The sequence below is a fragment of the Bittarella massiliensis (ex Durand et al. 2017) genome, from assembly GCF_009876955.1.
GTDB lineage: Bacteria > Bacillota > Clostridia > Oscillospirales > Ruminococcaceae > Bittarella > Bittarella massiliensis.
In genome coordinates, this window is record NZ_WWVY01000004.1 from 60,185 (window position 1) to 73,968 (window position 13,784).

Consider the following 13,784-nt stretch of genomic DNA (forward strand, 5'->3'; position numbering starts at 1 on the left):
TTTCAGCACTATTTGGCAAACAAGAGGAAATAGGCCAGCACCACCGCACCCAGGACGATGCGGTACCACCCAAAGACCTTGAAGTCGTGTTTCTTGACGTAGTTCATCAAAAAGCCCACCGAGAGCATGGAGACCACAAAGGCCACCAGAGAGCCCACCGCCAGGATGGCCACCTCCATCCCGGTGAAGGAGAAGCCGAACTTCACCAGCTTGAGAAGGCTGGCCCCCGCCATGGCGGGGATGGCCATGAAGAAGGAGAACTCGGCGGCCACCGGGCGGGCACAGCCCACCACCAACACCGCCCCCAGGATGGTGGCGCCGGAGCGGGAGGTGCCGGGGATCAGCGCCAGCACCTGAAAACAGCCCATGATGAAGGCGTGCTTGTAGGTGAGCTGCCCGAGGTTCCTCACCCGGGGCTGGTAGCGGCGGTTGCGGTTTTCCATCCAGATAAAGAGGACACCGTAGAGGATGAGGGTGATGGAGACGGTGATGTAGTTGTAAAAGAGGGCGTCGATCTGGTCGTTGAAGGGCAGGCCCACGATCAGGGCGGGGATGCTGGCCACCAACACCTTGAACCAGAGCTGGAAGGTGTCCTTCTTGACGTGGGGCTGGCCCTTTTTGAAGGAGAAAGGCCAGAGCTTATTCCAGAACAGCACCACGATGGAGAGGATGGCCCCCAGCTGGATGACCACCAGGAACATCTCCTTGAACGCCGGCGTGATGTCCATGTGGATGAACTCGTCCGCCAGTATCATGTGGCCGGTGCTGGAGACCGGCAGCCACTCGGTCAGTCCCTCGATGATCCCCAAGATGATTGCTTTTAAAATGTCCCACATGGCAGGTGATCCCTCTCTTCGGTCGGTATTTTTGCCGGCTGGCCGCCGGCGCAATGCAAGTCTTAGTATACACCCTTTTGCCCCGCTGCGGGTGACAATTTTGCAAGAATCAGAAAAACTTCAGATTTTCCCCTCCCCCATCCCTATGGCGGCAGGGCGGGCGGTTATGCCGACGCAAAGGGCGCGCCCCCGGAAAATCCGGAGGCGCGCCGGGGGCTATGATCGCTAAAAGACCACGTAGAACAAAACCGCCATGAAGTGGAAAAAGGTGCCCAGCAGCACAAAGATGTGAAAGAGCTCGTGATGGCCGAATTGGGGGCTGGGGTTGGGCCGCTTGAGGGCGTACATCACCGCCCCCACCGTGTAGCAGACCCCGCCGATGGCCAGCAGGGCGATCATCCCCCCGCCCATCCGAGAAAAGATGGAGAGGTCGAAGAGGATGGACCAGCCCATGACCAAATAGACCAGGGCGGACACCCAGTTGGGGGCGGTGATCCAGACCAGCTTGACGGCGATCCCTGCCAAGGCCACCCCCCAGAGGATGCCGATGAAGAGGGCCGCCCGCTCAAAGGGCTGAAAGCGGAAAAAGATGGGGGTGTAGGTGCCGGCAATGAGGACGTAGATCATCGAGTGGTCGAGCTTGCGCAGCCGCCGCACCCGCGCCGGGTCACCGTTGGAGTAGTGGTAGACGGTGGAGGCGGTGTAGAGGGCCAACATGGAGAGACAGAACACCAGCGCCGGCAGGGCGTAGCGCAGAGGGGTGCGGTTGACCAGCGCCCCCACGGCGATGAGGATCGACCCCAGTCCGGCCAGGGCAATGCCGATAAAGTGGGTGTAGCTGTCCACCGGGTCCCGCGCTCTGCTGAAAAAAGATGGCATTGTATGGTCTCCTTTTTATAATATAGTTTCAAATACTACTTTATGTGTATTTAGTATACCACGTATCCTATGCCGATACAAGTCGAGATATTGCTTTTTGCCCTCTGCTGTTGTAAACTAATTGTGACAAAATGAGTCTGTGAGGTGATATTGGTGCCCGCCGTCGAAGAGCTGTACCGCAAGCTGACAAACACCGGGGAGCTGACCCTGGAGGAACTCCCCGACCTGGACCTCTACATGGACCAGGTACTGACCCTCTTCTCCCGCCAGGGGGAGGAGCCCCTGCTGACCAAGACCATGATCAACAACTACCGCAAGGAAAACATCATCCGCCCCCTGGACGGGAAGCGCTACACCAAAAACCACATCGTGCAGATGCTGCTCATCTACCACCTGAAGGGGATCCTCTCCATCGGGGAGATCGCCCAGGTGATGGAGGAGTGCTATGTCTCCCCCGGCTACGACAACGCCCTCACCCGGGTCTACCGCGAGTTTTTGGAGCAAAAGCCCCTGTTGGACGAGGCGGTGAAGGACTGCTTTGACCAGTTCCTGCCGGAGAGCGCCCTCTCCGACAGCACCGACCTGCTGGCGGCCCTGTTGGGACTCTCCCGGGTGGCGCAGTACGCCGACAAAATGGCCAAGGCCCTGGTCGAGGCCCATTTCGGGCCGGAAAAGGGGGCGGAGAGATGAGCGGCGAAGTGATTTCCCCCCGCCAGATCCTGGACTACCTCTCCCTGGGGGAGAAGCTCAAGTGCGCCACCCGCCACTGCTTCACCACCAGCGGCCGGCAGGAGAGCGTGGCCGAGCACAGCTTTCAGCTAGGGCTCCTCTGCATGCTGCTCTGGGACAGCTGCCCCGGGGTGGAGATGGAGCGGGTGCTGCAGATGTGCATCCTCCACGACATGGGGGAGGCCTTTACCGGCGACATCCCCACCTTCCTCAAGACCGACGGCCAGCGGGCGGTGGAGGACGGCGCCGTGGACGCCATGGTGGACGCCCTGCCCCCCGCCCTGGGGGCGCGCTGGCGGGAACTCTACCGGGAGATGGAGCAGCAGTGCACCCCCGAGAGCCGCCTCTACAAAGGATTGGACAAAATCGAGGCCCTCATTCAGCACAACTTCTCGGACATCTCCACCTGGATCCCCCTGGAATACCAGCTCAATCTGCACTACGCCGACAAGGAGTGCGCCCCCTTCCCCGCCCTCACGGCCCTGCGGGAACTGGTGCGGGAGGAGACGGTGGCGAAGATCGAGGCCGAAAAGGCCCTGGACCCCGGCATCGTCCGCCCGGTGTACGAGCGCTGATTTTGGACGCCCCGACAGAAAAAAGAGCGGGCGCACCCACGAAGGGTGCGCCCGCTCTTTTTCAAAGGCCAATCAGTGGTTCCAGTCGGCGTTCTTGCTGGCCAGATGGGCCTGGTAGATCTCGTTGGCGATCTTCTGCCCGTTGGCGAGGATCTCCTTCTCCTCGGCGGTCTTGAGGAGGTGATCCCGCACCGTCCAGCGGCCGGCGATCATCACGTCGCAGACGTCGTGCCGGTTGGCGTTGTAGACCAGGGTGGCCACCGGGTCGTCGAACATGGGGGTCAGGTTGGGGCTCTGCAGGTCGATGAGGATGATGTCGGCCTGTTTGCCCGCCTCCAGCGAGCCGATCTTGTCGTCGAGGCCCAGGGCCTCTGCCGGCTCGATGGTGGATTTGCGCAGCGCCTTTTTGGCGTTCATGTCGTGCACCGTGCAGCCGGCCATCCGGTCCATGGAGATGGCGGCGCGCATGTTGGTCCAGCAGTCCTGGGTGACCCAGTCAGTGCCCAGGATCAGGCGGACGCCCTCGTCAAACATCCGCTTGACCGGGGGCACATGGCCCCGCTTGCCCAGCATCTCGGCGCAGTGAAGCATGGGGGTGCGGCTCTCGGCCAGCATCTTCACGTCGTCGTCGCTGATGTAGATGCAGTGGGCGCCCATCAGGTGCTCGCCCAGCAGGCCGCTCTCCTTGAGGTAGCCCAGGCAGCTGAAGCCGTAGGTCTCCTGCACGTACTTCGCCTCGCGGGGGGACTGGGAGATGTGGGTGTGAAAGCCCACCCCGTACTTCTCGCCCAGCTCGACGATCTGTTTGGCCAGCTCCAGCGAGACGGTGTCGGTGGCGTGGGGGCCGAAGCGGCAGGTGATGCGGCCGTCGTCCTTGCCGTTCCAGTCCTCGATCAGGCGGATGTTCTGCTCGACAAAATCCTGCCCCATCTTGGGGTAGCGGGTGTAGTCGTCGTAGCGCAGAGCGGCAATGTCCACGTCGACGATGTTCTGGCTGACCACCGCCCGCATGCCGATGTCGTAAAAGGCCTGGGTGACCCGGTCCATGTAGTGGTAGATGTCGTTGGTGCAGGTGATGCCCGCCTTCATCTGCTCCACCGCGCCCAGAAGGGAGAGGTGGTAGGTGGTCTCGGGCGTCAGCTGGCCCTCCATGGGGAGGGAGAGGCCGTAAAAGCCGTTTTCCGGGTCCTCGGTGAGGGCCTTGAAGAGGCTGCCCGCCACGTGGGAGTGGGCGTCCACAATGCCGGGGAGGACGGCCTTGCCGGCCGCGTCGACCACACAGTCGGCCTCGCCCTGGTAGTCCCCCGCGCCGATCTCGGTGATCTTGTTGCCCTCGATGACCAGGTAGCCCTTGTCCAGCACCCGGTCGTCCCTGTCCACGGTGATGATCATGCCGTTTTGGATGACGGTTTTGCCCATTGAATAAAATCCCCCTTCTTGTCGTTTGCTGTCTCGATCCTGTACCAGTATCGCACAAAACGTCCCCCCTTTCAAGAGAGGGGGGCGCGTTTATACATCTTCCACAAAAGGGCGGATTTGTTTATGGACAGAGCGCTGAAAGGGCGGGGCGGCGGCTGTCTCCCCGCTCCAGAGAAAGCCCTCTCAAGCGGGCGCAAAATCCACCTGTCCGGCAACGCCAAAGCCGGGCACAGCGCAAAAGGCCTTTGTGCAGGCTGCCCTTTTTCTACCCAGAGACGAACGGGAACCTCTCCCTGCCACGGCAAATCGAGATGCCAAACGGCTCGGGTGAACAAATCCTGCAAACCGACCATGTGCCCACTGGCAGAGCCCCCTCATCCGGCGCTCATGTGGGTCCGCGGGCTGGGGTGAAGGGCATTGACCGCCCTCTCGCCCTCTAGAGAAAGCCCCGGCCAAGTGGCCCCCCTCTATCCGGCAGTGCTGAGCCGAGCGCGGCGGCAAGGGGCCTTTGTGGCCGACCTCCCCCTTTTACCCGGCAGCCGTGCCGGAGGACGAACAGCCAGCCCCTCTCCGCACACAGCAAATCGGGGTGTGGCGTCGCTCGGGCGGCCAACCGCCGCAAACCGGCCGCACATCTTACAAGGGCGCCGGGAGGGCCCGGGCCGAATCGACAGAAAGAAGGCCGGACAGGCATCCCCGCCTGTCCGGCCTTTGCAATATTTGGTTGGCTGGGTCAGTACTGCAGCGCCCGCTGGTAGTGGCTGTTGAGCTTGGCGGCATAGCCGGAGTCGGCCGCCCAGGTGCCCGCCAGATTTTCCCACAGCGGGGCCTTGCCCTTGGGGGAGATGTACTTGTACCGCGGGTCGACGCAGGCCTGGTTGAGGGGGGCGGCGGAGCCGTACCCCTTCAGGTGCTGAATATTGGCCCGCGCCCCGATGCGGGGGCTGTCAAAGGAGAGGCCGGGCTCGCCGCCCCCGGTGGCCCCCAGGCCGCCGTAGTTGTTCTGGGTCCACTTCACATCGCCGGTGAAGCGGAAAAAGCCCGTCTCGTGGATGGCCTGGCAGAAGGCGATGTCCCCCCGCACCCCTTCGGCCCGCCCCTCGCTCAAAAAGTAGCTGGCTAGCTCTTTGACCGAGCAGTTGAGCTGGGGGGAGGGGTTGTTTGCCAGCACGTAGGCGGCCAGCTGGTCGGCGGTGAGGGAGCTCTCGCCCATGATGCTCAGGCCGTAGATGCTCTGGGGGATCTGCTCTTCCGGCTCCGCCTCGGGCTGGGAACTGCTGGAAGACGACGAGCTGCCGCCCCCGGAGGAGGCGCTGCCGGAAGAGGAGCCGCTCCCCGACGGGGTGCTGGAGGAGGTGCTGGAGGAACTGCCGTCCACCGGAACGGTGGGCTCGGAGGAGGTGCTCCCCTGTCCGCCGGAATGGGCGGGGGAACTGGAGCTGCCGCCGGGGGTGGGTTTGCTCACCTGGGTCTGGGTCAGGTGGGAGAGGTCGGTGTTCAAATCCACCGAGGCCAGGTCCCCATTTTTGTAGAGTTTGGGCTGCACCGGGCTGGGGTTTTTCTGGGCCTGCTCCACGTCCACTGTGGCCTCCTCCCCCTCTCTGACCTTGCGGCCCACCAGCACCAGCCGCTGGCCGTCGTAGTCGTAGAGGCAGGTGGAGAGGGTGACCAGGGTGTCGCCGTACTGGGCGTCCACCGGGGTCTCGATCAGGGAGCGGCTGGTGATCTCCCCCACAAACTCGTCAAATCCCTCCTCGGTGAGGAAGCTCAGGGAGTTGTAGTAGTCAAACACCTCGCCCTGGCTGGGTTCGGTGTTGGCGGTGAAGATGGCCAGCACCTTGTACTGGGACTTCTCGTAGACGGTGTTCATCTCAAAGACCGGGTTGGCCTTGTAAAACTCCAGATCCCGGAACTTGGTCAGGTCGCCGAACATCTGGCTGTCCTTCATGTTGTGGCCGTAGATGACCAGATTTTCGGCGGGGTTTTGCAGGTCGTTGCGGTAGTCGAAAAAGAGGGTGCCGTACTTGGAGTATTCCTTGAAGAAATCGTTTTTCAGGTAGAAGCTGTTGTCGGTGGTCTGGACGATGGGGTAGTCGATCTGGGTGTTGGGGACCTTGATCCAACCCGCCACCTCTCTGTTTTTCAGGTAGAGGGCCTTGAAGTCGTCGAGATACCCCTCGGGCAGCTCCACATCCACGTCGGCGCCGGAGGTGTAGAGGCTGGTGAGCTCGCTGTTTTTGTTCTTGTTCTGCCACCCCTCGTAGAGGTACTGCCCCACCAGGGTCAGCGAGCCGATAAAGACGCAGAGGGCCAGATAGAAGGCCAGCACCCGCACCCCGTCCAGGGCCCGCACCGCCCGGTCGCCCCGGGTGTAGCTGGCGATCTTGTAGGAGGTGTAGGCCGACAGGTCCAGCCCCAGGGCCAGGCGGCGCACCAGGTCAAGGGCGTGCATGCAGGCCAGGTGGCGGATCTTCTCGCGGGAGGTGTTGCCGTTTTTCAGCTCCAACTTGCGCACGTAGAGCTGTTTGCCAAAGGCGGCGGCTATGTAGACGGTGCCCACCGGGTTGCCACGGTCGTCGCTGTCGGGCCCGGCCACCCCGGTGATCCCCACCCCGATGTCGCTGTGCCCCCGCCGGCGGGCCCCCAGGGCCATCCGGCAGGCCACCTGTTCGCTGACTGCCCCGTACTTTTTGAAGTAGCTGCGGCGGATGCCCAGGGTGTTTTGCTTGGCAAAGTCGGCATAGGTGGCGGCGCCAAAGCCAAAGACCGCCGAGGCGCCGGGGATTTCGGTGATCCGCTGGCTCATGAGGCCGCCGGTGCAGGACTCGGCGGTGGCCAGGGTGAGCTTTTTCTCCTTGAGGGCGGCCACCACCGCCTCCTGCATGCTCTCCACGTCCTGGCCGTAGACCGCGTCGCCCAGGCGGGTCTTCATCTCCTCCACCACCCCGGCGCAGAGGGACTTCGCCTCCGCTTCGCTGGCGGCCTTGGCGGTGATGCGCACCTCCACCTCGCCCTCCTTGGCGTAGACGGCGGCGGTGGAGTTTTGCCCCTGCAACAGGTCGTCGATCTTGGTCTCCAAAAGGGACTCGCCGATGCCGAACTCCCGCAGGGTGGTGGACCAGATGGTGCAGCCGGTGACCGACTGCAGGTAGGGGACCACCCACTCCTCCACCATCGGCTCAAACTCCGAGGGGGGGCCGGGCAGCATCACGATGTACTGGTTGCCCTTGTGGATGGCGCAGCCCGGGGCCGAGCCGTGGTGGTTTTCAAAGATCTCCGCCCCCTTGGGGACCAGGGCCTGTTTGACGTTGTTTTCGGTCATCTGGGCGCAGAGGTGGGCGTAGTACTCCTTGATTTTGTCCAGGGAGGGCTGGTGGATCTCCATCTCCAGCCCCAGGGCGCTGCAGATGGTCTCCTTGGTGAGGTCGTCCTTGGTGGGGCCCAGCCCGCCGATGAAGAGGATCAGCTCGCTGCGGGAGAGGGCCTGTTTGAGCGCCTCCAGCAGCCGGGCGCCGTTGTCCCCCACCACGCTCTGGTAGTACATGTCGATGCCCAGCTTGGCCAGCTGGCGGGAGAGGTAGCGGGCGTTGGTGTTGACGATGTCGCCCAGCAGCAGCTCGGTGCCGACGCAGATGATTTCCGCTTTCACGTGTGGTTTCCCCCTTTTTCTCTCTCGGTGCCCCTACCGCAGGATGGCCACCAGTTTTTCGGTGCCGGAGACGGCCTCCTCGATGAGGGGCTCCAGATCCAGCTTCTCCTCTTCCCGGACGATCTGTTCCAGCACCGGCCGGGTCTTGGGGTGCCGGGGGGTAAAGACGGTGCAGCAGTCCTCATAGGGGAGGATGGAGGTCTCGAAGGTGTCGATCTTGCGGGCGATGTCCACGATCTCCAACTTGTCCATCCCGATGAGGGGGCGCAGGACCGGCAGTTCGCTGGCCGCGTCGGTGCAGCCGATGGCCTGCATGGTCTGGCTGGCCACCTGGGCCAGGCTCTCCCCGGTGATGATGGCCCCGCAGCCCCGGGCCTTTGCCACCCGGTTGGCCACCATCATCATCACCCGCCGCATGATGACGGTGAAGTACTCCTCCTTACAGCCGCGCTTGATCTCCTCCTGAATGCGGGTGAAGGGGACCACGTGCACCTCGAAGGTGTTGCAGTACTCGGTCATCTTGTCGGCCAGGGTCAGCACCTTCAGCTTGGCCCGCTCGCTGGTGTAGGGGGGGCTCTCGAAGTGGATGCAGCACAGCTGCACCCCCCGCTTGGCCATCATGTAGCCGGCCACCGGGGAGTCGATGCCGCCCGAGAGCATCAGCATCCCCATCCCCGAGGAGCCCACCGGCATCCCCCCGGCGGCCTTGTGGGCCACCCCGTGGACGTAGGCGCCGAAGTCGCGCACCTCCACCACCACCCGGTACTCGGGGTCGTGCAGGTCCACCGACAGGTTGTCAAAGCGCTCCAGCAGCAGACCGCCGATCTCCTCGCAGATCTGGGGGGTCTTGAGGGGGAAGGTCTTGTCCGAGCGCTTGGCCTCCACCTTGAAGGTGGAGACCAAGGGCAGGCTGTCGGCCAGGTATTCCAGCGCCACCCGGGCGATGTCCCCCATCTCCTTTTGGGCGACGGCGGCCCGGGTGATGGCGGAGATGCCAAAGACGTGGCTCAGCCGCTCCTCCACCAGGTCCAGGTCGCACTCCTCCAGCGGCTCCACCACGATGGTGGACTGGGCGGCCCGGGTCTCAAAGCGCCCCAGCAGCCGCAGCCGGTGGCGGACGTTTTTCAGGAGGACCGACTCAAAGCTCTGCTTGTTGAGGCCCTTGAGGGCGATCTCCCCGTACTTTAACAAAATGATCTCTTTCAAACCCTATCTTCTCCCAACCAGGCTCTGTCGGGCCGCTTCGAGCCCGGCGCAGAGCGCGTCGATGTCTTCTTCTGTGTTCCCCGCATCCATGCTCACCCGCAGGGCGCTGTCCCCCCGGGGACCCGAGAGGCCGATGCTCGCCAGCACATGGCTGGGGCCGCCCTTGGCGCAGGCCGACCCGCTGGACACATAGACCCCCCGCTCGGCCAGAAAGTGCAGCAGGGTCTCGCTGCGAAAGCCCGGCACCGAGAGGTTGACGATGTAGGGCAGGGCATCCTGCGGGGAGTTGATCTGCACCCCACCATCCGCCGCGGCCCAGGCCAGCAGCCGGTCCCGCAGGGCGGTGACCCGCTCCATATTCCGGGCGCGGTCCTTCGCGCAGCGCTTTGCCGCCAGGGCCAGGGCGGCGGCGTAGGCCACGTTCTCGGTCCCCGGGCGCAGCCCCCGCTGCTGTTTGCCGCCCCGGACCAGGGGGGGCAGGTGCACCCCCTTTTTGATGTAGAGGGCGCCCACCCCCTTGGGGGCGTGGATCTTGTGGCCGGTGAAGGTGAAGAGGTCCACCCCCCAGGCCTTTAGGTTGATGGGCAGCTTGCCGAAGGCCTGCACTCCGTCGCAGTGGACCAGGGCCTTGGGGGCCTTTTTTTTGATGGCAGCGGTCAGAGCCTGGATGGGCAGGACGGTGCCGATCTCGTTGTTGACCGCCATCAGGCTGACCAGGGCGGTGTTCCCGTCCACCCGCTCCAACACGTCGACCGGGCGGATGTGCCCCTCGCCGTCGGGGGCGACAAAGACCGCCTGGGCCCCCTGGCGCTCGGCCAGGTACTGCACCGGCTCCAGCACCGAGGAGTGCTCAAAGGCGGTGGTGATGACCCCAGTCGCCCGCCGGCGGCGGCTCTCATATCCCGAGAGGATGGCCCAGTTGTTGGCCTCGGTGCCGCCGGAGGTGAAATAGAGCTCCTCCGGCGCGCAGTTCAAGATGCGGGCCAGGTCGGCGGCGGCCGACTTCATGAGCAGCTCCGCCTCCAGCCCCTTGGAGTGGAGGGAGGAGGGGTTCCCATACCGCTCCACCAACACCTCCCGCACCAGGTCGGCCACCTCGGGCCAGACCTGGGTGGTGGCGCTGTTGTCCAAATAGTGTTCTCTCGGCACAGCCGCATCGCCCTCCTCACCAATTCTCTTTGCCGCCCACTGCCGGCAGCCGTCAGATGGTTTTAGTATACTCTATTTTCACCGGTTTCGCAAACCCCGGCGGGCGGCCTCTCCCCTTTGCCGGCGGCTGTCGAAAAGCGCCGTTCGCTCCGCCAAACCGCCTTGCGGGAAACGATTTTGTGTGGTAGCATGAAAATAAAATATTCGCGCGACCCCGGCACAAAGGGATGCCCGCAGTCGGCAGCAAGGAGAAAAGAAATTCTATGAAAAAATATAAAATCGCATCGCTCCTCATGCTGATCCACGGGCTTTTTATGGAAATTGGGGGGTGTCTCTCCCTGATCCCCATTCTTGTTCTGGGAAATGGCCGATTGGATGTCAGCCAACCGTTCTCGTTTGTTGTCCCGTATTTCAAAGACAATATGCATTTGATGCTCGTCGCGGGGGCGCTTTACGGGGCGGTGAGGGTCATCGGCGCCGTCGGCTTGTGGAAAAACCGACTGTGGGGACTGGTTTTGTCAGTCATAAACTGCGTTGTCACAATGGCTTTGATGATGTTCATGTTGCCGGCGGGGATACTGGACGGGATCCTCGCTTGCAGCGCTTTGATTATCATGTTGACACAGTATTTCGGGAACAAAAAAATCGTTGAAGAATAGGCTTCTCCCCGGCCGGGCCAACAGCGCTCGCCTTTCTCCGGACAACGACCCCTCCGGATGTTAGGGCGCAGGTCCCACCGGCAGATGATGGCAGAGGGCCCGGCGCAGAGAAATCTCTCTGCGCCGGGCCCTCCTTTTTCGCACTGGCGTCCGCTACTCCCCCGCCCCTTCGCGCTGGTAGGGCGCAAAGAGGTAGAAGATCTCCTGCGGGCAGCTGCCCACCAGGTGGATGCCGTCGGCCAGGTATTCGCTCTGGCGAAGCTGCCCCTTTTCCCGCAGGGTGTTTTCCAACACCGCCTGGGAAAAGGGCAGCAGACAGTCCACCGGCAGGTAGTCGGCCAGCAGCAGCTCGGCGATCTTTTGCAGCAGGCCGTCCAGGTTGTAGCCGGTCCTGGCGCTGACAAAGACCGCCCCCTCCCGGCTGATGCCGGCCGGGAGAGATTCTATACATTTTGTGTTGTCGCACTTGTTAAATACAGTTAGTATTGGCGTCTCGCCGATTTCCAGGCTCTCCAGCGTCTCGCGGGTGGTGGCCAACTGCAGTTCCAGGTTGTCCGCCTGCAGGTCGCAGACCTGCAAAATCAAGTCGGCGTAGGCGCTCTCCTTTAAGGTGGAACGGAAGGCCTGCACCAGGTGGTGGGGCAGCCGGGAGACAAAGCCCACCGTGTCCACCAGCAGGGCGGTGGTCCCATCGGGGAGGGGCAGCTTGCGGGCGGTGGGGTCCAGGGTGGCAAAGAGCTTGTTCTCCACCAGCACCTCGGCGCCGGTGAGGGCGTTGAGGAGGGTGGATTTGCCCACGTTGGTGTAGCCCACCAGGGCCACCGTCTTGATCCCGCTCTTCTGGCGGGTGCGGTGGGTGGTCTGGCGCTGGGCCTCGATCTGGCGCAGGTCCTGCTGCAGGTACTTGATCCGCCGCATGATGTGGCGGCGGTCGGTCTCCAGCTTGCTCTCGCCGGGGCCGCGGGTGCCGATGCCGGCGCCCAGCCGGCTCATGGCGACGCCGGCCCCCGCCAGCCGGGGCAGCCGGTAGCGCTGCTGGGCCAGCTCGACCTGCACCGCCCCCTCCCGGGTGCGGGCGTTGCGGGCGAAGATGTCCAAAATCAGCATGGTGCGGTCCACTGGGGCCAGCCCCGCCACCTGCTCGATGTTGCGAATTTGCATGGGGGACAGCTCGTCGTCAAAGAGGAGGACGTCGATCTCCTCATCCTGGCAGAGCTGGGCGATTTCCCGCAGCTTGCCGGGGCCCACAAAGGTGGCGTTGTCGGGGGTGTCCTTCTTCTGCACCGCGGTGCAGATCACCTCGATGCCGGCGGTGTCGGCCAGCTGGGCCAGTTCGTGGAGGGACGCCTCCGCGTCGTAGGCGCCGGTGTCCAGGGCCACGGCCAGGGCGCGGGGGCGGGTTTCTTCGGTCTCGTACATGTGCTCTCCTTACTGTGGCAGTCGCCGCCTAGCCCCGCAGAAAGTCGAGGGCGTAGCGGCTGGTGGCCTCGACCCCCATGAGCAGGCAGTCGGGGTCCACCTCAAAGCGGGGGTGGTGGTGGTCGGCGGTGTAGCCGGCCGCTTCGTTTTTGCAGCCCAAAAAGGCAAAGACCCCGGGGCAGTGGCGGGTGTAGATGGCAAAGGTCTCCGAGGCGTACCAGGGGTCGGTGTCCTGCAGGGCCTCGGCCCCCAACTGGTCGCTCAGGGCCCTGGTGGCCAGGGCTGAGCAGGCGGGGTCGGTCTCGGCGATGTTCTCGCCGAAGATGTAGCCAAAGCGCTCGACCTCACAGCCAAAGACCTTGGCGGTGTCCTCGGTGACCTGCTTGATGATCTCCTGGCAGCGGCGGCCGGTCTCCACCTCAAAGTAGCGGATGCTGCCCCAGAACTCGCAGGTCTCGGGGATGATGTTGGGCTTGGTGCCCGACTGGATGATGCCGATGGACAGGGGCACCACCTTGGTCACGTCCCGCATGTTGACCCAGGCGCTCTGCAGGTTTTGCAGGATGGCGGAGGTGACGAAGATGGGGTTTTTGCAGAGGTCGGGGCGGGAGCTGTGGCCCCCCTTGCCGTGCACCTTGAAGGCAAACTGGCCAAAACCCGCCATCCGCTGGCCGGGGGTGACGCTGATCTTGCCGGTCTCCAGCTTGGCGTAGACGTGGATGGCCCAGGCCCCGTCCAGGTGGATGTCGGCAAAGTAGGCCTCCATCTCGTCGCAGACGCCGCCGTTCTCCTCCGCCTCTTCAAAGACAATATAGAGTTTGCCCGACAGCTCCTCCTCCATCCCCTTGAGGACCCGGCAGGCCCCCAGCAGCATGGCGGTGTGGGCGTCGTGGCCACAGGCGTGGCAGACGCCGGGATTTTCCGACACCGCCGCCTTGGGCCGGCGGTCGTTCTGGGGCTCCTCGTCCAGGGGCAGGGCGTCCATGTCGGCCCGCAGCAGCAGGGTCTTGCCCGGGCGGCCGGTGTCCCAAAAGGCGACGATGGAGTGCGTCCCCACCCGCTCCCAGGCAAAGCCCAGCCGCTCCAGCTCGGCCTGGACAAAGCGCGAGGTGCGCTCGGTCTTCATGCTCAACTCCGGGTGGCGGTGCAGGTCCAAAAAGGTCTCTTTGACAAAGGGCAGGTTCTCCTCGGCCAGGGTCTTGACAGCGGTTTTCAGCTCCATGAGCGGCCTCCTTTTTATACGTTCCGTTGTATTTTCACTCGA

11 protein-coding genes are annotated in these 13,784 nt (G+C 63.6%); 3 read left to right on the top strand and 8 right to left on the bottom strand.

The window, feature by feature from the left end:
* Window positions 1–8 precede the first annotated feature (8 nt).
* Window positions 9–836 carry an undecaprenyl-diphosphate phosphatase gene (locus GT748_RS06335; protein WP_021660264.1) on the bottom strand — a complete coding sequence of 276 codons (828 nt, stop codon included), beginning with the start codon at window positions 834–836 and terminating at the stop codon, window positions 9–11.
* 225 nt (window positions 837–1,061) lie between these two features.
* A complete protein-coding gene (gene trhA / locus GT748_RS06340; RefSeq protein WP_021660262.1) occupies window positions 1,062–1,715 on the bottom strand; it encodes a PAQR family membrane homeostasis protein TrhA in 654 nt (217 codons plus the stop codon).
* A 144-nt stretch (window positions 1,716–1,859) separates the two neighbouring features.
* Here trhA and GT748_RS06345 point away from each other — a divergent pair, with 144 nt between their 5' ends.
* Together GT748_RS06345 and GT748_RS06350 are read left to right on the top strand one after the other, a co-directional pair.
* Window positions 1,860–2,405 carry a DUF1836 domain-containing protein gene (locus tag GT748_RS06345; RefSeq protein ID WP_021660261.1) on the top strand — a complete coding sequence of 182 codons (546 nt, stop codon included), beginning with the start codon at window positions 1,860–1,862 and terminating at the stop codon, window positions 2,403–2,405.
* Window positions 2,402–3,019 (top strand): HD domain-containing protein, encoded by a 618-nt coding sequence (locus GT748_RS06350; RefSeq protein ID WP_021660260.1) that lies wholly within the window; start codon window positions 2,402–2,404, stop codon window positions 3,017–3,019. The genes GT748_RS06345 and GT748_RS06350 overlap by 4 nt, the downstream gene beginning before the upstream one ends.
* Window positions 3,020–3,091: 72 nt before the next feature.
* Here GT748_RS06350 and GT748_RS06355 read toward each other — a convergent pair whose 3' ends face one another.
* The 4 genes from GT748_RS06355 to GT748_RS06370 form a co-directional block, all read right to left on the bottom strand.
* The gene (locus GT748_RS06355; protein WP_021660259.1) at window positions 3,092–4,438 is read right to left on the bottom strand and encodes an amidohydrolase family protein; all 1,347 of its coding nucleotides are present in this window, start codon (window positions 4,436–4,438) and stop codon (window positions 3,092–3,094) included.
* Window positions 4,439–5,171: 733 nt separating this feature from the next.
* Complete coding sequence (locus GT748_RS15950; protein WP_021660257.1) at window positions 5,172–8,087, bottom strand: competence/damage-inducible protein A; 2,916 nt, start codon at window positions 8,085–8,087, stop codon at window positions 5,172–5,174.
* A 33-nt stretch (window positions 8,088–8,120) separates the two neighbouring features.
* Entirely contained in the window at window positions 8,121–9,293 is a 1,173-nt protein-coding gene (thiI, locus tag GT748_RS06365; protein ID WP_161213559.1) for a tRNA uracil 4-sulfurtransferase ThiI, read from the bottom strand.
* Window positions 9,294–9,296: 3 nt separating this feature from the next.
* Window positions 9,297–10,442, bottom strand: coding sequence for a cysteine desulfurase family protein (locus GT748_RS06370; RefSeq protein WP_044992971.1), 1,146 nt, complete (start codon window positions 10,440–10,442; stop codon window positions 9,297–9,299).
* 263 nt (window positions 10,443–10,705) lie between these two features.
* Between GT748_RS06370 and GT748_RS06375 the strand changes: the two genes are divergently transcribed.
* Window positions 10,706–11,101, top strand: coding sequence for a DUF2127 domain-containing protein (locus GT748_RS06375; RefSeq protein ID WP_052537683.1), 396 nt, complete (start codon window positions 10,706–10,708; stop codon window positions 11,099–11,101).
* 153 nt (window positions 11,102–11,254) lie between these two features.
* On the opposite strand, the gene hflX is transcribed toward GT748_RS06375, so the two are convergent.
* Together hflX and GT748_RS06385 are read right to left on the bottom strand one after the other, a co-directional pair.
* Entirely contained in the window at window positions 11,255–12,520 is a 1,266-nt protein-coding gene (gene hflX, locus GT748_RS06380; RefSeq protein ID WP_073261201.1) for a GTPase HflX, read from the bottom strand.
* 28 nt (window positions 12,521–12,548) lie between these two features.
* The gene (locus GT748_RS06385) at window positions 12,549–13,742 is read right to left on the bottom strand and encodes a M20 metallopeptidase family protein (RefSeq protein ID WP_021658082.1); all 1,194 of its coding nucleotides are present in this window, start codon (window positions 13,740–13,742) and stop codon (window positions 12,549–12,551) included.
* Window positions 13,743–13,784: the final 42 nt, after the last annotated feature.

Coding starts and splice junctions, on each gene's coding strand:
- GT748_RS06335 (WP_021660264.1), bottom strand. CDS start 836: ATGTGGGACATTTTAAAAGCAATCATCTTGGGGATCATCGAGGGACTG.
- trhA (WP_021660262.1), bottom strand. CDS start 1,715: ATGCCATCTTTTTTCAGCAGAGCGCGGGACCCGGTGGACAGCTACACC.
- GT748_RS06350 (WP_021660260.1), top strand. CDS start 2,402: ATGAGCGGCGAAGTGATTTCCCCCCGCCAGATCCTGGACTACCTCTCC.
- GT748_RS06355 (WP_021660259.1), bottom strand. CDS start 4,438: ATGGGCAAAACCGTCATCCAAAACGGCATGATCATCACCGTGGACAGG.
- GT748_RS06375 (WP_052537683.1), top strand. CDS start 10,706: ATGAAAAAATATAAAATCGCATCGCTCCTCATGCTGATCCACGGGCTT.
- hflX (WP_073261201.1), bottom strand. CDS start 12,520: ATGTACGAGACCGAAGAAACCCGCCCCCGCGCCCTGGCCGTGGCCCTG.
- GT748_RS06385 (WP_021658082.1), bottom strand. CDS start 13,742: ATGGAGCTGAAAACCGCTGTCAAGACCCTGGCCGAGGAGAACCTGCCC.